This window comes from Janthinobacterium sp. FW305-129 (assembly GCF_020858115.1).
Classification (GTDB): domain Bacteria; phylum Pseudomonadota; class Gammaproteobacteria; order Burkholderiales; family Burkholderiaceae_D; genus Janthinobacterium.
The window spans coordinates 165,839-186,124 of the sequence record NZ_JACYMM010000004.1 but is presented as its reverse complement, the minus strand read 5'-3'; the positions used below and the strand labels follow the sequence as shown (position 1 = coordinate 186,124).

16 protein-coding genes are annotated in these 20,286 nt (G+C 61.7%); 10 read left to right on the top strand and 6 right to left on the bottom strand.

The window, feature by feature from the left end; all coding sequences use genetic code 11:
• Window positions 1–26 precede the first annotated feature (26 nt).
• Entirely contained in the window at window positions 27–299 is a 273-nt protein-coding gene (locus IGS61_RS09785) for a putative signal transducing protein (RefSeq protein WP_230539408.1), read from the top strand.
• A 23-nt stretch (window positions 300–322) separates the two neighbouring features.
• Here IGS61_RS09785 and IGS61_RS09780 read toward each other — a convergent pair whose 3' ends face one another.
• Window positions 323–871 carry a thymidine kinase gene (locus IGS61_RS09780; protein ID WP_086144846.1) on the bottom strand — a complete coding sequence of 183 codons (549 nt, stop codon included), beginning with the start codon at window positions 869–871 and terminating at the stop codon, window positions 323–325.
• A 282-nt stretch (window positions 872–1,153) separates the two neighbouring features.
• On the opposite strand from IGS61_RS09780, the gene IGS61_RS09775 reads away from it, so the two are divergent.
• Together IGS61_RS09775 and IGS61_RS09770 are read left to right on the top strand one after the other, a co-directional pair.
• The gene (locus tag IGS61_RS09775) at window positions 1,154–2,545 is read left to right on the top strand and encodes a pyridoxal-phosphate dependent enzyme (RefSeq protein WP_442908048.1); all 1,392 of its coding nucleotides are present in this window, start codon (window positions 1,154–1,156) and stop codon (window positions 2,543–2,545) included.
• Entirely contained in the window at window positions 2,542–3,723 is a 1,182-nt protein-coding gene (locus IGS61_RS09770; protein ID WP_230539407.1) for a trans-sulfuration enzyme family protein, read from the top strand. The genes IGS61_RS09775 and IGS61_RS09770 overlap by 4 nt, the downstream gene beginning before the upstream one ends.
• A gap of 79 nt (window positions 3,724–3,802) precedes the next feature.
• On the opposite strand, the gene IGS61_RS09765 is transcribed toward IGS61_RS09770, so the two are convergent.
• On the bottom strand, window positions 3,803–6,016 hold the full coding sequence (locus IGS61_RS09765; RefSeq protein ID WP_230539406.1) for an acylase: 2,214 nt from the start codon (window positions 6,014–6,016) through the stop codon (window positions 3,803–3,805).
• A 14-nt stretch (window positions 6,017–6,030) separates the two neighbouring features.
• Window positions 6,031–6,870 carry a hypothetical protein gene (locus IGS61_RS09760; RefSeq protein WP_230539405.1) on the bottom strand — a complete coding sequence of 280 codons (840 nt, stop codon included), beginning with the start codon at window positions 6,868–6,870 and terminating at the stop codon, window positions 6,031–6,033.
• 112 nt (window positions 6,871–6,982) lie between these two features.
• Between IGS61_RS09760 and IGS61_RS09755 the strand changes: the two genes are divergently transcribed.
• Window positions 6,983–7,429 (top strand): DUF2939 domain-containing protein, encoded by a 447-nt coding sequence (locus tag IGS61_RS09755; protein WP_230539404.1) that lies wholly within the window; start codon window positions 6,983–6,985, stop codon window positions 7,427–7,429.
• 124 nt (window positions 7,430–7,553) lie between these two features.
• Complete coding sequence (locus tag IGS61_RS09750) at window positions 7,554–8,057, top strand: DUF2939 domain-containing protein (protein WP_230539403.1); 504 nt, start codon at window positions 7,554–7,556, stop codon at window positions 8,055–8,057.
• Window positions 8,058–8,087: 30 nt separating this feature from the next.
• Here the strand turns inward: IGS61_RS09750 and IGS61_RS09745 are convergent, their stop codons facing one another.
• Window positions 8,088–9,425, bottom strand: a complete 1,338-nt coding sequence (locus IGS61_RS09745) for a hypothetical protein (RefSeq protein ID WP_230539402.1) — start codon at window positions 9,423–9,425, stop codon at window positions 8,088–8,090.
• A 225-nt stretch (window positions 9,426–9,650) separates the two neighbouring features.
• Between IGS61_RS09745 and IGS61_RS09740 the strand changes: the two genes are divergently transcribed.
• The 4 genes from IGS61_RS09740 (at window position 9,651) to IGS61_RS09725 (ending at window position 15,002) form a co-directional block, all read left to right on the top strand.
• The gene (locus tag IGS61_RS09740; protein ID WP_010399127.1) at window positions 9,651–9,863 is read left to right on the top strand and encodes a hypothetical protein; all 213 of its coding nucleotides are present in this window, start codon (window positions 9,651–9,653) and stop codon (window positions 9,861–9,863) included.
• A complete protein-coding gene (locus tag IGS61_RS09735; protein ID WP_230539401.1) occupies window positions 9,863–10,264 on the top strand; it encodes a nuclear transport factor 2 family protein in 402 nt (133 codons plus the stop codon). The genes IGS61_RS09740 and IGS61_RS09735 overlap by 1 nt, the downstream gene beginning before the upstream one ends.
• 292 nt (window positions 10,265–10,556) lie before the next feature.
• Window positions 10,557–12,281, top strand: a complete 1,725-nt coding sequence (locus IGS61_RS09730; protein ID WP_230539400.1) for a methyl-accepting chemotaxis protein — start codon at window positions 10,557–10,559, stop codon at window positions 12,279–12,281.
• 438 nt (window positions 12,282–12,719) lie between these two features.
• A complete protein-coding gene (locus IGS61_RS09725) occupies window positions 12,720–15,002 on the top strand; it encodes a TonB-dependent receptor (protein ID WP_230539639.1) in 2,283 nt (760 codons plus the stop codon).
• A 70-nt stretch (window positions 15,003–15,072) separates the two neighbouring features.
• Here IGS61_RS09725 and IGS61_RS09720 read toward each other — a convergent pair whose 3' ends face one another.
• The gene (locus tag IGS61_RS09720) at window positions 15,073–16,425 is read right to left on the bottom strand and encodes a hypothetical protein (protein ID WP_230539399.1); all 1,353 of its coding nucleotides are present in this window, start codon (window positions 16,423–16,425) and stop codon (window positions 15,073–15,075) included.
• Window positions 16,425–17,276, bottom strand: a complete 852-nt coding sequence (locus IGS61_RS09715; protein ID WP_230539398.1) for a hypothetical protein — start codon at window positions 17,274–17,276, stop codon at window positions 16,425–16,427. The genes IGS61_RS09720 and IGS61_RS09715 overlap by 1 nt, the downstream gene beginning before the upstream one ends.
• Before the next feature lie 92 nt (window positions 17,277–17,368).
• Between IGS61_RS09715 and IGS61_RS09710 the strand changes: the two genes are divergently transcribed.
• Window positions 17,369–20,281 (top strand): S8 family peptidase, encoded by a 2,913-nt coding sequence (locus IGS61_RS09710; RefSeq protein WP_230539397.1) that lies wholly within the window; start codon window positions 17,369–17,371, stop codon window positions 20,279–20,281.
• Window positions 20,282–20,286 lie beyond the last annotated feature (5 nt).

Below are 20,286 nucleotides of genomic sequence, written 5' to 3'. Positions count from 1 at the left end.
ATGAATCCACCTTGCCAGGAGACACGATGCACGACGACTATGTTTTAATTGCCCGCCTGATGATCCCCACGGATGCGCACGTCATCCGCGGCTGCCTGGCAGCGGCCGGCATCGACGTGCTGCTGACGGACGACCAGCACATGCAGGCCGACATGCTGCTGGCAGCCGCCATCGGCGGCGCCCGCGTCATGGTGCGCGAACACGACGTGCCGCGCGCCAATGAAATCCTCGCCGCCTTCGAGCGGGGTGATCTGGCGCTGGCGGATGATGCGGACGTGGGAATGCCCGCCGCCGAATAACGAATAACGAATAACGAATAAGCTTACGAGTAGAAACAGCGCCCGCAAGCCTGGCGGTAACTCTCGTTGCCGCCTATGCTGATCTGCTCGCCTTCCTTGATGCGGCGGCCCTGTTCGTCCACGCGGATGTTCATCGTGGCCTTCTTGCCGCACGTACAAATATTCTTCAACTCTTCGATATCGTCGGCCAGCGCCAGCAGGTAGGCCGAGCCGGGGAACGGTTCGCCCTTGAAATCCGTGCGCAAGCCGTAGCAGATGACGGGCACGCCCTTCACTTGCGCCAGTTGGTGCAATTGTTGCACTTGTGCCGTGCTGAGGAATTGCGCTTCATCAACCAGCAGGCACGCCACCTGAGGAATATCGGTGAGGAAATTCGTGTCGGCATGGAAGATATCGACCTGGCGCTGCGGACCCAGGCGCGAAGTGACCCGGCCCACGCCGTAGCGGCTGTCGATGGCGGCCGTGTACAGGCGCACCTGCTGGCCCTGCTCTTCGTAGTTGTGCGCGACCTGCAACAAGGCCGTCGACTTGCCCGCGTTCATCGCGGAATACCGGAAATAAAGTTTTGCCACTGCCGCCTGCCCTGTCTGGTTGATTTTCAATACTATTTTCGAGGCGTGATTATAAATCGCCTTGCCGGCATTGCGGCAGCTTAATACATGCGCCGACAGCGCGGCATGACGCAAAAAAACGGCGCATACTGGGACGATGCAAGCCTCTCCCCATATGCAAATGCCGTATATGCAAGCATTAAAACATTCGTTCGCCGCACTCGTCCCCCCGCCTACACTGCGCGGCACGGAAGGCGGCTCGGGACACGATCCTGAGCGGCTGTTTCTCTGACAGGAGCCACCATGAATGATCGAATGCCATCCCCCTCCCAGCCGCCAGCGCTATACAAGCTGATCGGCAACACCCCGCTGGTCGAAGTCACCAGGCTCGACACGGGCCTGTGCCAGCTGTTCCTGAAACTGGAATCGCAAAATCCCGGCGGTTCCATCAAGGACCGCATCGGCCTGTCCATCATCGAGGCGGCAGAAGCCGACGGCAGCCTGCAGCCGGGCGGCACCATCGTCGAGGCCACGGCCGGCAATACCGGCATCGGCCTGGCCCTGGTGGGCCGCATCAAGGGCTACCGCGTGATTCTCGTCGTGCCCGACAAGATGTCGACGGAAAAAGTGCTGCATCTGAAGGCGCTGGGCGCCGAAGTGCACACCACGCGCTCGGACGTGGGCAAGGGCCACCCCGAGTACTACCAGGATTACGCGGCGCGCCTGGCGCGCGAACTGCCGGGCGCCTTCTTTGCCGACCAGTTCAACAATCCCGCCAACCCGCTGGCCCACGAAACGACGACGGCGCCCGAAATCTGGGAGCAAAGCGGGCATGACGTCGACGCCATCGTCGTCGGCGTCGGTTCGTCCGGCACCCTGACGGGCCTGACGCGCTACTTCCGCAAGGCGCAGCCGAAGCTGGAATTCGTGCTGGCCGACCCGCAAGGCTCCATCCTCACCGAATACATCGACACGGGCAAGGTCAGCGACACGAGCGGCTCGTGGGCCGTGGAAGGCATCGGCGAAGATTTTATTCCGTCGATTGCCGACATGGACAGCGTCACGAAGGCCTACACGATCAGCGACCAGGAAAGTTTCGATTCCGCGCGCGCCCTCTTGCGCGCCGAAGGCATCCTCGGCGGTTCGTCCACCGGCACCCTGCTGGCCGCCGCCCTCAAATACTGCCGCGAACAGACTAGCCCGAAGCGCGTCGTCACGTTCGTCTGCGACACGGGGACGCGCTATTTATCTAAAGTCTACAACGATGGCTGGATGCGCGACCAGGGTCTGTTGCAGCGGGCACTCTCGGGCGACTTGCGCGACCTGATCGGGCGCCGCTACGACGAAGGCGACGTCGTCAGCGTGGCGCCCGGCGACACCCTGCTCACGGCGTTCAACCGCATGCGCGCCAGCGACCTGGCCCAGCTGCCCGTCATCGATAACGGCCAGCTGGTCGGCATTATCGACGAATCGGACCTGCTGCTGCATGTGTCGAGCGACGCCGCCCATTTCACGGGCCTGGTGGGCGCCACCATGACGACGCAGATCGAAACGCTGGCGCCGTCCAGCGGCTTGCCCGCCCTGCGCGCCACGCTGGACCGGGGCTTGACGGCCGTCGTCGCCGACGATACCGGCTTCTATGGCCTGATCACCCGCTTCGACCTTCTCAACCACCTACGCAGGACTTTATCTTGAGTAAAGAAACCACCCGCAAGAGCCATCTGGCCACCCGCGTCATCCACGCCGGCCAGTCGCCCGACCCGTCGACGGGCGCCATCATGCCGCCCATTTACGCCACCTCGACCTTCGTGCAGGACAGCCCCGGCGTGCACAAAGGCCTCGATTACGGCCGCTCGCAAAATCCCACGCGCTGGGCGCTCGAGCGCTGCGTGGCCGACCTGGAAGGCGGCAGCGCCGCGTTCGCGTTCGCCTCGGGCCTGGCCGCCATCTCGTCCGTGCTGGAATTGCTGGACGCGGGCAGCCATATCGTCGCCGGCGACGACATGTACGGCGGCACATATCGACTGTTTGAAAGAGTGCGCCGCCGCTCGGCCGGCCATGACTTCACGTATGTCGACCTGACGAATCCGGAAAACCTGCTGGCCGCGCTGCGCCCCGAGACGAAAATGGTATGGGTCGAAACGCCGACCAACCCGATGCTGAAACTGGCCGATTTGCGCGCGATTGCCGACATCTGCCGCGAACGGGGCATCATCGCCGTGGCCGACAACACCTTCGCCAGCCCGCTGGTGCAGCGCCCCCTGGAACATGGTTTCGACATCGTCGTGCACTCGACCACCAAGTATTTGAACGGCCACTCGGACATCATCGGCGGCATCGCCATCGTGGGCGCGGAAGAACGCCAGGCGGAATGGCGCGAGCAGCTGGGCTTTTTGCAAAACTCGGTGGGGGCGATCGCAGGGCCATTCGACAGCTTTTTAGCCTTGCGCGGCGTGAAAACGCTGGCCATCCGCATGCAGCGCCATTGCGCAAGCGCCCTGTCGCTGGCGCAGTGGCTGGAACAGCAAAAGGAAGTCAAACAGGTGTTTTATCCGGGCCTGGCGTCGCACCCGCAGCACGCGCTGGCGCAGCGCCAGATGGATGGTTTCGGCGGCATCATTTCCATCGACCTCGACACGGACCTGGCGGGTGCGCGCCGCTTCCTGGAGCGCTGCGAAGTATTCGCCCTGGCAGAAAGCCTGGGCGGCGTGGAAAGCCTGATCGAACACCCTGCCCTGATGACGCATGCCAGCATCCCTGCCGAACAGCGGGCAACACTGGGGATCGGCGATGGCTTGATCCGCCTGTCGGTGGGGATCGAGGATATCGAGGATTTGCGCCATGACTTGCGCACGGCGCTCGACGCAATCTGATATTTCAAATCAACCCAAGACCAGAACTACTGGGGTCGTACCCTGAGGGTACGACCCCGGCTTTTGCTGTGGGGTTTCCTCACTCCCCCGGCCGATACCTGCGCTCCAGGTGCCGTTCCACCTGTTCCGGATAGAACAGCACCTCCTTGAACTCGCCCCTCGCATACATGGCCGCCTGGTCCTGGAAGTGGGGCGACTTCGGGTCGCCGCTCTGGCCGCCCGCGAGGATGCTTTTCGCCCTGACGCGCGGACCGAATTCCACGACTGCCACGAAGCTGTTGCCACGTTCGCCGTAGATGCGCTTCGTGCGGCTCTTGCTGCTCTGGCCATACGCGGCCAGCGCGCCCCAGTTGCCCGACGCGTAAGGCACGGGCAAGCTGGGCTGCGCATCGTCAAACGGCTGCACGATGTCGCCCGTCAGGCGCTGGAAGCGGTTGATCTCGCCCCACGGCGTTTGCCAGTTGCCGAAATCGCGCTGCAGTTTATCGGCCGCCGTCGCCAGCGCCGCCAGGCGCTGTTCGCCATGCACCTTGTCCGTCGCCATGAAGTCGACCACGGGCACGCCCTGCTCCCTCGCCTGCTTGCCCGCCAGTTCGGCCAGTTCCTGGCCCCAGAACACGGCCAGGGAGGTGGCGGTGGACGTCAGCGAATAGCGCCAGTCCCAGGCCCGCAGCAAGGCGATCTTGTCGGCCAGCGCCAGCCTTTGCGCGCCGCCCGCCGGCAGCGCATCGTAGGCGGCGAACAGCGGCGGCAGCAGCGCTTCGAACGCCGTCAGTTCGCTGTCGTAGGAGGCGGCGATCAGGCTGTCGAGCGTGAACCCTGTTTTATTCTGAAAAACCTTGACGGCATGCAGGCCGCGCGCGTTTTCGCCGTAGACCGACATGTAGGCGGGATAGTCCTGCTGGCGCGGGCTGTGGACCCCGGCCGCCGAATACGGCCAGTTGTTCGTGTTCTGGATCCAGCCATTCTTCGGATTGAACAGGGTGATGGTTTGCGCCACCGTGTGCAGCCCTTTCCATTCCGTGGCCGGGTCGCTGCCGTCGACGGGCTGCTTCCAGTTGAAGCGCGGGTCGCGCACGGGGATGAAATTGCCGTGAAAATAGGCGATATTGCCGTCCGCGTCCGCATACACGGTGTTGTTCGACGAATTCGTGCGCAATTCCATGGTCTTGTAAAACGCCGCATAATCGCGCGCCTTGGTGCGCGTGTACGACTGCATGAGCGCCTTCAAGGGTTCATTCATCAGCCGTACTGCCACCCATTTACCATCCTGCGCGCGCACGATGGGGCCGTGGTGGCTGTAATAGACGGTGATGGTTTTCGAACCCATGGCGCCGTTCGCCAGCTTGTACGGCACGGTAAGCGGCATGGCTTTCAAGGGGCGCAGCCCGCCGTCATAGCGGTAGAACCAGGCACCGTCCCGGTCGACGATGCTTTCCAGGTATTCGTCGATCACGTCGCCGCCGCCCGAGGTATGCATCCAGCCCAGGCGTTCATTGAAGCCCTGGTAGACGAAGAACTGGCCCCAGGTGACGGCGCCGTAGGCGTTCAGGCCTTCGCCGCTGGTGACCTGCACTTCGGGACGGAAGTAGAACGAGGTGTGCGGGTTGATCATCAGCAGCGCATGGCCATTTTTCGTGATGGCGGGCGCGATGGCGAAGCCGTTCGAGCCGCTGGGCTCCGGCTCCAGACCTGACGCCAACCCGGTTTCCACGCTGGCCAGCGCCACAGGCGCGGTTTGCTGGCCATAAAACGCTTCAAGCTGCGCCAGGTTGACGGATTCGATATCGCCGCCGATGCTGCCCTCGCTGAAACTGAGGGCCATCCACGGTTCGAAACGCGCGATCAGCCGCGGTTTGACGTGCGGATGCGTGGCCAGGTAAAAATTCAGGCCGTCGGCAAACGCATCCATCAATTTGCGCAGCCACGGCGGGCTGGCGCGGTACTGCGCCTGTAGCTCAAGCGGATCGATGAAGAGCTTCATGCGCAGGTCGCGGTACAGTTCCCGCTCGCCCTCCACCTCCGCCAGCCGCCCCATGGCATTGATATAGTTCAATTCCACGCGGGGGAAATCGTCCTCGGCTTGCGCATACATCAGGCCGAAGACGGCATCGGCATCCGTCTTGCCCGTCACGTGGGGCACGCCCCAGGTGTCGCGCGCGATGCTGACGTTGGCGGCCTGCGCCCGCCAGCGGGCCATGTCCGTGGCGGCAACGGCGGGCGCCGCCAGCGCGGGAGCACTGGCAACGATGCCGCAGGCGATGGCGGCGAACAGGGCACGGCGAACTGGCATGCACTACTCCAATATCAGGATGCGTCGATGAGGGTGGCAATCCGCTGGTTGAGTTCCACATTTTCCGCCTGCAGCTGCGCCACTTTCTGCTTCAAACTGGCGATCTCGCTGCGCAGGCGCTCCGCTTCGGACGGCGCCTGGGCTGCATTCTCGGCCCACGGTTCGTTGCCCGTTTCCGGCGTGTCCTGCGAAACGTGAGGCGCTTTCGGCTCGCGCGGCGTGCGCGTGGCGGCGCGCTGTTCGCGGATTTCCTTGGCCGCCTGGCGTAACAACTTCTTGCCGCCGGCGACGGCCGCCACCTGTTCTTCCGGCGGCAGCGACGCCACGGTGGCCGCCGCATTGATGGAGATCGTGCCCGAACGGACGGCTTCCACCAGTTCCGGCGAGGCCGCTTTCTGGATCTTCTCGATCTGGCTGATCTGGTTGCTGCTCAATCTGGCCGCCTTGGCCACTTCCTCGCGCGTGCTCATTGGCGGTTTCGGCGCGTTTTCGCCATCGGGCGCATCCTGGGCGCTGACGGGCGCCGGGCTGCGCGCGGCGACGATTTCCTTCTTGCGCAAGGCCAGCACGCCGCGCTGGAAGTCCGACACGCTGCGGCGCGCCAGGTGATTGTCGATCATCCACAGCATGACGTCGTCGAGCGAACTAAAACTGGTGTTCTGGATGGTCTTGAATTCGATGCCGTGCTGGCGGCAGATGGCGTAGCGGTTATGCCCGTCGATCAGCACGTCGTTCCACAGCACCAGCGCGTCGCGGCAGCCTTCGGCCAGCAGGCTGCGCTCGAGCGCCGCGTACTCGCTGGCGGTGAGCGGATCGATGTACGACTGCAGCACCTGATTGATAGTGATATTCATGGTTGTCCTCAATATTGCGGCGCGATGGTCCGCGCCGGCACGAATGCTACACCATCCGCCGTGCCTGGCCGGGTAAAATCACGGCGGCACAGCTCATACAAAAACACGGACCATGAAAAGAAAGTACGCCACCGCGATCATTTTTAGCGTCGCCGCCATCGGCTTCACCTGGGTCAGCCCCTACATCGCCATGTACCGCATCAGCATCGCGGCGAAATCCGTGCGCCTGGAAACGCTGGCGCAGCAGGCCGACCTGCCCGCCATCCGCGCCAGCGTGGCGCGCCAGCTGCGCGCGGGCGGCGAAACGGCCAATGAAGACGATTTCAAGGAAATGCTCGACACCATCGTCTCGCCGCCCGGCATCACGGTATTGATCTTGCACGGCAAGCAGGGAGCGGACGGCAAGCGCCACGACTTCGGCATGGCGTACCGTTCGTGGAATGAAGTGGTGCTGCGGCGCAGCGGCGCCGGCCCCGCCGCCAGCCAGTTTTTGCTGCGCCGGCATGGCATCTGGGACTGGAAACTGACGGACATTATCTTGCCGCCGGAATTACTTTAAAGAAACTTGATCTAAAACAACACTTACCTAAACCGCTATGTTGATTTTGGGAAATATTATGTAGAATGCCAACACTTCAGGCGCACCGGGTCGCCAGGCATCCGAGAGATTGCAGATGAAAAGAATGATGCTTCTCGCTGTAGCGGTACTGGTCGCGCTGGCCGGCGTCTTCTATGGCAGCCCGTATTTCACCATGAACAAGATCCGCGCGGCCACCATGGACGAGGATACGCAGGCGCTGGCTGCGCAGATCGACCTGGCCCAGCTGCGCGGCAGCCTGGGGCAGCAACTGCACACCCTGTTCTCGGCGCCGGAAGTGGCCGACGACATCAGCCCCGACGTCATCGACCCCTTGCTCGATACCATGCTGATGCCCGAAGGCATCGTCGCCTTGATGAAGCTCAATGACCGCTACGAAAAGCCCATCGCCAAGGTCAGCGACATCAGCGGCCGCAAGCGCAATACCAAGCCCGACTATAAACTGCGCTACACCTCGTGGAACAGCGTCGTGGTGCAGCGCGCCCACAGCAAAAGCCACATCGGCGAGCTGACCCTGGCGCGCGACGGCCTGTGGCGCTGGAAGCTGGTATCGGTCGCCCTGCCCAAGAACTTGCTGGCCGACGCGTAAGGCGCGGGGCAGGCCTTGCTCCCGGGGCGATCAGCGCCGGTCCGTCACCCTGCCCGTCGTATCGGCAAACCAGCGGCTATGCGACACCACTTGCAGCGCGCCGGCCGCCACCTGCCCCGCCAGCCAGGCCAGCAACTCATCGATAACGGCATACGAAGTCTGATACGTCGACTCGGGCGTCCTGACGATATCGTGGCCGTTGACAAACACAAAGCTCCCGTCGGCCGCCGCCGCCTCGATGGCCGCTTGCACTTGCGCAAAGGTGACATCGTTCGTCAGGCTCACGGCAGCCGTGTTCAGGATGAAAGCGGCCTTGTCCTTGCCGGTGAAAAATACCTGGTCAAAGCCGCTCTCCGCCGTATAGCCGGCGGCGCGGGCCGACAGGAAGCCGGCGGCGCGCATGGCATCGATGGCCGTATCGGTCCACAGCGATTCGATCCAGGCATGGTGCGATGGCCCATCGCCGCCGATGCCGGCCGTGCGCATCTGGTCGCGGCCCACCTGCAGCGCCGTCACATAGTTGGCGGAACCCTGCACCACAACATTGTCGTGCACGCTCTGGTGCAGGATGAAGTCGAACAGGCGCGACGGGTCGTTGAAGCGCAGCTTCATGCGTTCTGCCGACATGTAATCGGGCGTATCCAGCAGGGACGTGACGATGGCAAACGAGGCGGGCAAGCCATAGTACTTCAGCCGCTCCATCAGATACGTATCCCAGGAAGCGAAGCCGTCGTCAAAGGACAGGATCACGGTGGGCATTTTACGCTTCGGCAATGCCGCAAACATGCCCAGCCAGATCGTTTCCGGCTGCGTGGTGGCCGCCGACAGCTGCACCGTAAATTTGCCGCGCGACAGGGTCGCTGCCGTCGGCACGCCTTCGCAATCGAGCGGCGCGTCCAGCTTGGGCACCCACCACTCGTTGTCGATGAACATCACCGTGTCCGCGCCGGCCGAGCCGCCGTAATGCAAGGCATTCAGGGCGCCATACCAGTAATTACTCCATTCGCTATCGCCCAGGTAAATCATGCCGCCGATCTGCATGATGGCGGCATTGGTCGAGCGCAAGGCAAAGGAAAAGCGCCGCAAGTCCCAGCCGAAGGGAATGCGCGGCTGGCCTTTGCCCTCGGCGCCCGAGGTGCCCACGCGCACGACCGTACCGGCAGGCAACCCTGCCGGCAAATCCACGCGCAGGGACGGATAACCGTCCTTGAACGACATGGCGGCATCGAGCGACACCGTGCAGCCTGGCGACACGTCGCTGTCCCAGAAGGACAGGTCGTGCGTGGGCATGAATTCCAGCGGCGTCTGGGTGACCGGCGGCGGAGGCATGGAAAAGCGGGGCGATGCGTCGTGATACTGGCTGGACATGGTACGGCTTTCAAAAGGACTGCGCGCGGCGTCCGGCGGAACCAACGCGGCACGGCAGAAAAGGATCAATAAACATTGCTGACCAGGTTGCTTCGCCCGGATTGCTTGTCAACTATATCACTTTATTGCCATTATGCAAATTAACAATGGCGGCCGGCCATCACGGCAGCGCCCAAGGCTGCGCGCCACTGCTATCATCAGGCTTTGATTTCCATCGGAGGCTCCATGTCAGACCTGGTACAACACGCACTGGCCCACGCAGGCAAACCGGCCACCACGCCCTGGGTGGTGACCTTGATCAGCGGTGAAAAACTTACCGGCCCGATTTCCCCGCTCAGCGACGGCTGCTACGCCATCGGCCTGGGACAAATCAAGTATTTTTCCAGCGACAAGGTCGCCTGCCTGAATGTATCGGGCGCGGGCGCGTTTCCCATCTGATGACCTCGGCAATGGCCGACGCGCAGGATAATACGCAGGACAGCCTGGCAGCGCACCTGCAGGCGCTGGAAGCGGCGCTGCAAAGCCAGGCGGTGCGCGCCGACAGCGCCAGGCTGGCGGCCCTGCTGGCCGACGAGTTCGTCGAATTCGGCAGCTCGGGCAATCTCTGGACGCGTGCGGCAACCCTGGCGGACTTGCCAGCAGAAGATTTTTGCCCACGCAGCATCCACGATTTTCAAGCCCGCTTGCTGGCCGAGGATGTTGCGCTGGCTACCTACCGCTCGCTGCGGCACGCCTGCGGCGCCCTGCCCGCCAGCGCCAGCTTGCGCAGTTCGCTGTGGAAATGGCGCGACGGCCGCTGGCAAATGCTTTTCCACCAGGGCACGCCCGTTCCCGGCTGATCCCCCCCGCCAGACGCTTTCCGGGCCGCTCAAGCAGCGCCCGGAGCAGCCATCCATGCCGAAAAGTTGTTTTTTGGCACGCAAAATCTCATTGATTTACTGAATTTTCTGTGCCACAATGATTTTAATAAATAAAACAAATAAATTATTGAAATCGGTTTTTAAGTAAAACGATCCTCACACCACGAATCCGTGTTCTGGATAGAGAAGCACTGCGTAGGTACGGCCCGCTTGCCACCTGCCCACGCAAGCCCCCTTTCTAATCGTCAACACGTATCTTGGGAGAGACATCATGGATAAATTCACCGTTCGCACCCAGCTCACTCTGGCTTTCGGCCTGCTGGTCTTTTTCCTCATCGGCATATCGATCCTGTCCGTGCGGAACCTTTCCAACTTCAACGCCAGTTTTGACCAGTATGTCAACGGCATCACCGCCCGCGCCAATACGGCGCACCGCGTGCGTGACGCGATCGACATGCGTGCCGTGGCGGCCAGGAACCTCGTGCTCGTCACCAAGCCGGAAGACCTGGAGATCGAACGTAAACACGTCTTGCAGGCCCACGCCGATGTCGTCAAGAACATGCAGCATCTGCTGCAGCTGGCACAGCAGCCCGAGGTATCGGACGATGTGCGCGGCGTCATCAACAAGATCGACGGCATCGAAAAACGCTATGCCCCCGTGGCACTGGCCATCGTGGACCTGGCGCTGCAAAAGAAAAACGAACAAGCCATTGCCAAGATGAACGAGGAATGCCGTCCGTTGCTGGCCGCCCTCGTTGCCGCCAGCGATGAGTATTTCGCCCTGACGGATCAGCGTTCCGCCCTCATCCTGCAGCAAGATAACGAAGAATACATTCTCAACAGAAATATCCTCATCGGCGCCAGCTTGCTCTCCATCGTACTGGCGGCCCTGGCGGGCTGGCTCATCACGCGCAGCCTGCTCAAGGCGCTGGGCGCCGAACCGAAGCAGCTGTGCGACGCCGTCAGCCTGCTGGCCGCTGGCGACCTGACAGGCAAGCTTATCGTTGCGCCAAACGATACGGCCAGCGTGCTGTCGGCCCTGCAGCGCATGCAAGTGTCGCTGACCTCGGTAGTCTCGTCCGTGCGCCAGGATTCCGACACGGTTGCCCTTGCCGCCGCGGAAATTTCTACCGGCAACAGCGACCTGTCGCTGCGCACGGAACAACAAGCCAGTTCACTGGAAGAAACCGCTTCCTCGATGGAAGAACTCACCAGCACCGTGCGCAAGAATGCGGAAAATGCCCGCGAAGCCAATCTGCTGGCCACGACCGCATCGGACGTCGCCAGCAAGGGCGGCGCCGTGGTGGGGCAAGTGATGGGCACCATGGACCTGATCAGCGAATCGTCGCGCAAGATTGTCGACATCATCAGCGTCATCGACGGCATCGCCTTCCAGACCAACATCCTGGCCCTGAATGCCGCCGTGGAAGCGGCGCGTGCCGGCGAACAGGGCCGCGGCTTCGCCGTCGTGGCGACCGAAGTGCGCGGCCTGGCGCAGCGCAGCGCCAGCGCGGCCAAGGAAATCAAGACCCTGATCGACGACTCCGTCAGCCGCGTCGACGCGGGCGCCAGGCTGGCGGCACAGGCGGGCACGACTATGTCGGAAGTGGTCGCCAGTGTCGCCCGCGTCAGCAACATCATCGCTGACATCACGATGGCCAGCCAGGAACAGTCCACCGGGATCGAGCAGATCAATCAGGCGGTGGCGCAGATGGACAGCGTCACGCAGCAAAACGCCTCGCTGGTGGAAGAAGCGGCGGCGGCGGCCGAATCGCTGCGCGACCAGGCCAGCCACCTGGTGCAAACCGTGAGCATCTTCAAGACGCACGACGGCCAGGTCGCGGCACCCGCCCCAGCGCCAGTGCGCGCCAGCCACAAGCCGCTGCGCCTGGTACCGGCACCCGCCAGCAGCCCCGTGAAGCGCCAGGCCGCGCCCGCGAAACAGCGCGCGGTGCAGGCAGAAGCCGTGACGGCCGGCGACTGGGAAGAGTTTTAATTGAGCAGATCGGGCATGCGGCCACGCATGCCCCGCGTCACACGCACAGGGGGAGAGCCACAGCGGGTCTCCCCCTGTCGCGTTGCAACAACAAGCCTTCACAGCAAAAATCCGCAGCAACTGTTGTATTTCCTGCGTTCCGAGCCCGGCACTACGACAGAATGCACGCGGCTTTTTTGCGCGGCCGCAGGAAACCCCATCACCATGTCCCGCCCCATTTGCGCCCGCGCAGGCCTGCCGGCACTCCACTATGCACCCGCCCGATATTGACGACAAATACGATTTTATTCACGTATTGAGTCGAAACGCATATAAATAGTCTGGCCTGGAAAATGGCATGAATACCAAAACTTTCCGTGCTAGCATGATTTTTCGTCTAGCGGACTTGCGCCTGCCTGGACCTTTCGAACAACCTTGACCGACAGGAGCCGTTTCATGATGACACCGCATGCCAGCACACACGCCAGCACCATACGCCACACCCTGATAGCCGTGGCAATCGCTGCCGCCTTTCCCCTGCAGGCATTGGCGCAGGACAGCGTGCCGGCGCCGGCCGCACCAGCGGCGCAGGCCGGCCCTGGCCAGCTGGAAACGGTGATCGTGACTGCCCAGCGGCGCGCGGAAAACATCAAGGACGTGCCCATGTCCATCGCCACCCTGAAGGGCGACAAGCTCGACACCCTGACGGCCGGCGGCGCCGACATCCGCTTCCTCAACAGCCGCTCGCCCAGCGTGTCCGTCGAATCGGATTACGGCCGCACCTTCCCCCGCTTCTACATTCGCGGCCTGGGCAATACCGACTTCGACCTGAACGCCTCGCAGCCGGTGGGCCTGGTGATGGATGACGTGGTGCAGGAAAACGCCATGTTGAAAGGTTTTCCCGTGTTTGACGTCGATCAGGTCGAAGTGCTGCGCGGCCCGCAAGGCACCCTGTTCGGCCGCAACTCGCCGGCCGGCGTGATCAAGTTCGATTCCGCCAAGCCCGTCTTCAAGACGGAAGGCTACCTGAGCGGCGGTTTCGGCAAGGATGGCATGAAGAACCTGGAAGGCGCCTACAACGTGCCCGTCAGCGACACGGTCGCCCTGCGCTTTTCCGGCCAGACGCAGCGCCGCGACGACCGCGTGCACAACCCGCGCCCCACCGGCACCCGCGACTTCGAAGGCTATGAAGACAGCGCCGCCCGCCTGCAGGTGCTGGTCAAGCCCACGCGCGACTTCACGGCCCTGTTCAACGTGCATGCGCGCAACCTCGACGGCACGGCCACGCTGTTCCGCGCCAATATCCTGAAGCAGGGCACGAACGACCTGGTCGACGGCTTTGATTATGACAACTACCCCACCGACGGCATCAACCGCCAGCACCTGAAAACCAAGGGCGGCAGCATGCGCCTGAAATGGGACTTGCCCGGCGTCACCCTGCATTCGATCACCGGCTACGAAAAACTCGATTTCTACAGCCGCGCCGACGTCGACGGCGGCTATGGCGCCGTGTACGCGCCGCCGATGGGCCCCGGCTTCATTCCTTTCGTCGTGGAAACGGCCGACGCGATCCCCAACCACAAGCAGATTTCGCAGGAATTCCGCGCCGAATCGTCTGCCCGCGGCCCGCTGCAATGGATAGGCGGCCTGTTCTACTTCAAGGAAGATATCCAGATCGACAGCTTCGGCTTCAACAGCCTGGCGCCCGGCAACCCGCAAAGCCCGAACTACGCCACGCAAAACCAGAGCTCGAAGTCGTACGCGGCGTTCGGCTCGCTCAACTACACGGTCTCGGACGCCCTGAAACTGCGCGCCGGCCTGCGCTACACGAGCGACAAAAAGGATTTCTCGGCCAAGCGCGTGGAAGCGACCACGGCCGGTCCCTTCGACTTGCACGACACCTCGCACAACGTCAGCTGGGACTTGAGCGGCACCTATGTGCTCACGCCGGCAACGAATGCCTACGCGCGCATCGCCACCGGCTACCGCGCGCCGTCGATGCAGGGCCGCTTGAACGGCCTGGCCGACCGCCCCTCGTTTGCCGGCGCCGAGAAAGCGCTGTCCGTCGAGGCGGGCATCAAGCAAGACCTGTTCGACAAGCGCGCGCGCCTGAGCCTGGCAGTGTTCCAGTACCGCGTGAAGGACAAGCAGCTGACGGCCGGCAGCGGCGCCGTCAACATGAACCAGCTGATCAACGCCGACAAGGCCACGGGCCGCGGTGTGGAGCTGGACTTCCAGGCGAACCTCAGCGACTCGCTCAGCATGACCCTGGGCGGCAGCTACAACCACACGGAAATCCAGGACAAGAAGCTGTTCGTGCAAAGCTGCGGCAACGCGCAAAACAACCCGGCCAGCGGCTGCACCGTCACCGACCCGCTGGGCCCGTTCAAGGGCACGGCCTACATCGACGGCAACCCGCTGCCGCGCGCGCCGGAATGGCAAACCAACTTCACCCTGAAATACAGCATTCCCCTCGCCAACGGCGAGTTCTACGCCTACACGGACTGGGCCTACCGCACCAGCTACAACTTCTTCCTGTATGAAGCGAAGGAATACAAGGCCAAGGAACTGCTGGAAGGCGGCTTGCGCGTCGGCTACAAATGGGACAAATACGAACTCTCCGCGTATGGCCGCAACATCACCAACCAGATCCAGTCGCTGGGCGCGATCGATTTCGACAACCTGACGGGCATCATCAACGAACCGCGCACGTATGGGGTGCAGTTCAAGGCGGTGTTTTGATAGGTAAACGCTGGCGAATACCAAGCAACGAAGATGCCGCTCGATGCAAGCCGACCGGCATCCCTCCTGTTCACGGGCAGGGGTCATGCATGGCCAGGCAGGCCAGAAATGAAGTCGCAAAGGGCGTCATCAACGAGACCTTTGTTTGTTGCAGCGACCGTTCGCGACATAGCAGCGCTTCGCGCCCAGCCGCGCTCAAGCCCAATAGCCGATAAAAATCCTGGCTATTGGCTACCGGAAAAATCAGGCTGGCAAACAGGCCCAGATTCTCCCGTCCCACCGAAGCGCCAAGCGCGCGCGCCGAGCAATCGGCTATCGCCTCCGAACCGATCTTCAACATGCCATGGGAAAGCTCATGCGCCAATAAAAAGAACATTTCATCGGCCAGGCATTGCGCCATCCTGTCTGCGGATTTTTCCGCCGCCACCACCGTCGCTGCGACATCATCTGTCGTTGACGCCCTTTTGAGCAATTCCGGCCTCAAGTTTTTTTTCAGGTTTTCATTCAAGCTCAAGCGATAGTGCCGGCTGACTGCACAAAAAACCAATGCGGCACGTGGCACGGTCGGAGAAATGTACAGCGTACGTGCATTGGCCTGCGCCTCGGCATTGAACCAGCCTCTGGGGTCGCGCTGCATCGATGCCGCGACAGAGGCAGTCGTGACATTACGGTCGAACAGAACGGTGAGCGGACTCGCGTCTGGTCGCGTCTGCAAAATCAATCGTTGCACTGCCTGCACATTGCTCTGTACCTGCCGTTGCAAGTAAGCAGCTAGAGGGATCTTGTCGTCATCAACATTGCCGAAGCGAAAAGCCTGGCCCAGCATGACAAAATGCATTTCACCCTCGGTGACCTGGAAAGGCAAATTCATTGCCGCGTCAGCCGCCTTGTCGGACTCCGATTTCTGGGCCTTGGAGTTGCTATCGGAAGGCAGCGAAGCACTGGTCGTATTGACGGCAAGGCCAGTCGGCTCACAGCCGGTGATCTGTACACGGACAACCGCATCCAGATACGCGGCAGCCTCGCGCTGGCGCTCGCCAAATGCACGCGCCACGCTCTGCTCTTGGCTATCGCTCCACCGGCTGCAGCCGTAGCTTGGGGCGATTTCATTGCCTGAAGCGACCTCTTCGAGCAAGGCAAAGAACGCCGCGCCCAACGCGCTGTGGTCTACCGCGGGCATTTGTGCCAGCAACTGAGACGGCAGTATCGGTTTGCCATGCTGGGCCAGTGCGTTCACGCGCAGCAAAACGGTGCGTTTGCGCAAAGTAACACTGAGCGCAGCTTCGATCTCGTCCAGCCTGCTCACCACGGCATCAATGCGCGTCAGCATGCTGTGCGTGTCGGACGGCCCGGGCGCCACCGAGCGGCATGAGCATAGCGCGCAAGCCAGCGACAGCGACAGGCAGCGCGCGTAGATGTTCATCAACGGCCCACACTAGTGATCAGAATCGGCTGGTCGACGTCGACGAGTTCCAGGCGCTGGATACCCCCGGCACCGGATGAAGCGATGCGTAACTCCTTTGATTTGACGCAGACATTCAAGGGCTCGGGAAACTTGGCGCTCAACATATAGGCGGTATTGGACTGGTTGTCGCCGAAGCTCAGTTTGCCTTTGACCATATCGCGCACCGATGCCTCGGCACCAATCTTGCTGAGATCGTCACGCCTGATTTCGTAAGCGGCATTGTCGGCGCGCAGCGCCTCGCGTACCAGGTAATATCGAACGCCGGGTTCAATACGATAGTGCTTGGTATTGGAAAACCAGTTGATAGCCTCGGCTTCAGGCTGTCCTTCGACGATCATCAGCGTGGGCGCCTCGTATTTGCTGCTCACCCACAGCTTGTTGGCGGCGTTGGCGCTCACTTGCGCATCCCATCCGGTGGACTTGGTCAGGGTTGCCAACGTCGACATTAACAGGCCAACATTGAAGCTCGTGCTGGCCGTATATTGTGGAAATCCCGCCGGATGCGGACCGCTGGGTTTGATGGTGTCCACCATGCCGATCTGGAACGACGTGCCGGCCTGATCGACAGAAAAGATACTGCCGGCGGCCATCCAGGTGCTGGGCACTGGCAGGCACTGGAAGCCGGTTTTTGGCGGCGTGATGACGACTGGCTCGACTGTCTTCTGTTCCGTGTTACAACCAGCCGACAATATTGAGAACAGCAGCAGTGTAGCGGTGCCATATTGCTGATGGGTTGGACGCATGATGAAAACCTCCCGTTGGTGGATGGACCATGGTGCTCCGGCGGAAGCGCTGCCGGCTTGATCCATGGTCAGCTATCTATGAACGCCGAGTGTGATAAATATCAATCAAACGCTGGCATGATGCGCGAAGATGGAGGCTCCTACCTGCAGGAGGCTGTATGTGGACATGGCGCTTGATGACATCCGCTTGCCTGGCTTGCATGGCGGCCCTGCCGGTGCAAGCTTCCCCAGACGTGCCGGCATCGTGGGCGTTGCATAACAAGGGGGGCCTGATCCCGGTGGATCTGGATCAGATGCAGAGCTACCGCATTCAAGCTGTCGCCGGGCAGGATATCGGCCTGCCAGGGCCGACGCCGGCGACGGCGACGGCGCGCAAGATCGTCACTATAGCAATCTTCGATACAGGCCTGGATGCCACTCATCCCGCCTTTGCCAAACTGCTTGCCCGAAGTGACACAAGCACACCGCACCTGTCCGCGTCCGGTGATAATGCTGGCTACAGCGATACCGATGGCAGCGGCACGCATCTGGCCGGCATTGTCGCATCGATCTCGCAAGACATTGTCATCATCCCCATGCAGGTATTGCCGCGTGCAAGCAACGCACCAGTCAAACCCCATCTTATTGATGCCGTGTCGGAGCGGATGGGCGTGGATGCCGTGAGCATTCAAGAATTGTCTCAGCGCATGGCTGCTGCCATTCGCAGCCTTGCGGACAGGTCGGTCCAACTAATGCTGCTACCCTTCGGCTGGCCACGCACCGCCGTCACCGACCCGGTCGCGGCGGCAATCGCCGAGGCGCAGGCCCGTGGCGTCCTGGTCGTCGCGGCGGCGGGAAATGATGCATCGACCACGCTGCCCGTCCCCTGTCAGTTAAGCGGCGTCATTTGTGTCGCCGCCAGCCGGCCCGATGGCGCCATCGCCAGTTTTTCGAATATCGGCCCTGGCGTAGATATCGCAGCGCCAGGTGTCGAGATACCGGGGCCGATACCAGTTGGCCACAGATCAATCCGGCAACCGGGATACGCCTACGACAACAGGTCGGGCACCTCCCAGGCCGCAGCCATGGTCGCCGGCGCCGTAGCCCTTTTGCTGTCGCGAGGCATTCCAGCGGCAGACGTTTATCCGCGCTTGGTACTGGGCGCCAGGCCCGTGCTGCCTGAAACCCGAATCATCGAAGGGCCCTTCAACACTAGCGGCCATGCCGTCGACAGCCTGGATCCGCGTGGCATACCGCTGCGATCCGGCCAGCTGGATATCGCTGCCGCCTTGGCGTTGCCCGCGCGGGCCTTGATACTACCGGCGCACAAGGAGGTCAAGCCTATATCTTGGGACGGCGTCGCAAAGACCGTCGCACTGGAGCTGGCACTGAAAAACGTCTGGGAATCGAGTCCTGCTGCGCGCTTCGCGATCACTATCCGGCCCGCCGGCGCCGATATGGTGCTACCATCGGCCACCATCGACCGCGCATCCTTTAACGGTAACTGGCCGACACAACAGGAAAAACGCTTCGCTATCCATTTGCAGCTACCCGACCCGGCGCGTACCGACCGTCCCATTCCGTCCAACCTCGCCTACACGGTAACAGTCAGCATCAATGGCGTCGCACAGCCCCCATTCGACATCGGCGCCACGCTAACCCGGTCTGTCGGTAAGACGATGGGCGGGCCGCACATCACAAGCTACCCGATCAGCGGTAGCCTGGAAGCAGGCATGCAGCTGCGCAGGGTCGAGCAATCCGACCTTGACCGCAGGCCACACGGCTACCTGGCCATGGGGCCCGATCCGGTCAATCCACGCGCAATCCGGCTTGCCTTGGCCACATCGAACAATGGAAAATTAGCGTTTTCCGCACCGACTAGTATTGGAATCAATGGTTTGCTGGAACACTGCCACGTACAACAATACAACAAGCTCGATATCAACTTCGACGGCAAAAGCGAATACATCCTCCTGCTCGCCGAAGACCGGCCTGCCAGCCCGGCCGAATCACCACCCGATCCGCAAGCCGCCCATTTGTTGATACTTGACGAGCAGATGCGCCTGCTAGTCTATCAAAAGATTCAGGATGAGCGTTTTAGCACACCTACGCAAGTTCGCTGGATGAGACTGGGAAATGTCATGCGACCCGCGTGGACTAGCGAGGGCGAACAGTTGGTCCGGGTGTACTCCCCCATCGACCTGCAGGGCCAGGCCCATCCTGGCGAGACGGCCAGAGGCCCCATCAGCCGCAATTTGTATTATCTCGACAATGACTTTCGCGTCGCGCATCTGCAGCTGGATGCGACACTGCACTTGTTTCCGTTTTATTTTGAGGAAACTTATACAGGACAAATACCGCTGTTATTTGCGGAACGGAAAACGCCATGCACATCCGTTTTTTGTTCTGACGTGATGCAACTGGCTATGCTCGAGGATGGGCAACTCCAGCGCGACAAGCGCATGAACAATAGCAAATTTGGTTTTTTCTCGGACACTTTGAACGGCCCTTTGCTCAATCCCGCGCTAGGTGGCCACTTTGCCGGCTTGCATTGGTATGCCAGGGATGCGCACCACCTGCTGAAACTCAGCTTTTTCAACCAGCGTACGCGCCATTTCGACCAGCATATGATCGCTCCCACGCGCGCAGCACTCGATATCGCCATCGCCGTCACCGGTGCATTTCAATCAGAGCGGCAGTCCGCTGCCTTTGTCAATACGGTACACGAGCTGCAATACCATGATTTCAAAACCGGCCAAATCGCGACAAGCAGGCTCAACGCGTACTCATTCCTGGGAGAGCACCGCTATCTGCCACGACAATTTCCTATCGTCATACGCGATGTATCAAAATATGCAGAAGGCCGCCCCGCCTTGCTGATCGCGTCAGGACAAGGCGAATATAGCATCGCCCTGCCCTCCATGACGCAAGCCGGAAAAGGCAATCACATCATCAGCCCGGCTCGCTGGCACTTGCGCAGCAGTGCCGACTGCAAGGCATTGGAAGAGCCTGTCTTCCTGCCGACACCGTCCGTCTATGCACTGGATTTTTTCTGTGGCGACAGGATATTGAGGATCACCTTCGCCGACTGAGCCGA

Excerpts from the sequence above, each read along its gene's own strand:
- IGS61_RS09740 (WP_010399127.1), top strand. The coding sequence starts at position 9,651 with ATGTCAGACCTGGTACAACACGCACTGGCCCACGCAGGCAAACCGGCC.
- IGS61_RS09765 (WP_230539406.1), bottom strand. The coding sequence starts at position 6,016 with ATGCCAGTTCGCCGTGCCCTGTTCGCCGCCATCGCCTGCGGCATCGTT.
- IGS61_RS09715 (WP_230539398.1), bottom strand. The coding sequence starts at position 17,276 with ATGGATCAAGCCGGCAGCGCTTCCGCCGGAGCACCATGGTCCATCCAC.
- IGS61_RS09745 (WP_230539402.1), bottom strand. The coding sequence starts at position 9,425 with ATGTCCAGCCAGTATCACGACGCATCGCCCCGCTTTTCCATGCCTCCG.
- IGS61_RS09755 (WP_230539404.1), top strand. The coding sequence starts at position 6,983 with ATGAAAAGAAAGTACGCCACCGCGATCATTTTTAGCGTCGCCGCCATC.
- IGS61_RS09720 (WP_230539399.1), bottom strand. The coding sequence starts at position 16,425 with ATGAACATCTACGCGCGCTGCCTGTCGCTGTCGCTGGCTTGCGCGCTA.
- IGS61_RS09785 (WP_230539408.1), top strand. The coding sequence starts at position 27 with ATGCACGACGACTATGTTTTAATTGCCCGCCTGATGATCCCCACGGAT.
- IGS61_RS09730 (WP_230539400.1), top strand. The coding sequence starts at position 10,557 with ATGGATAAATTCACCGTTCGCACCCAGCTCACTCTGGCTTTCGGCCTG.
- IGS61_RS09750 (WP_230539403.1), top strand. The coding sequence starts at position 7,554 with ATGATGCTTCTCGCTGTAGCGGTACTGGTCGCGCTGGCCGGCGTCTTC.
- IGS61_RS09735 (WP_230539401.1), top strand. The coding sequence starts at position 9,863 with ATGACCTCGGCAATGGCCGACGCGCAGGATAATACGCAGGACAGCCTG.
- IGS61_RS09710 (WP_230539397.1), top strand. The coding sequence starts at position 17,369 with ATGTGGACATGGCGCTTGATGACATCCGCTTGCCTGGCTTGCATGGCG.
- IGS61_RS09725 (WP_230539639.1), top strand. The coding sequence starts at position 12,720 with ATGACACCGCATGCCAGCACACACGCCAGCACCATACGCCACACCCTG.
- IGS61_RS09760 (WP_230539405.1), bottom strand. The coding sequence starts at position 6,870 with ATGAATATCACTATCAATCAGGTGCTGCAGTCGTACATCGATCCGCTC.
- IGS61_RS09775 (WP_442908048.1), top strand. The coding sequence starts at position 1,154 with ATGAATGATCGAATGCCATCCCCCTCCCAGCCGCCAGCGCTATACAAG.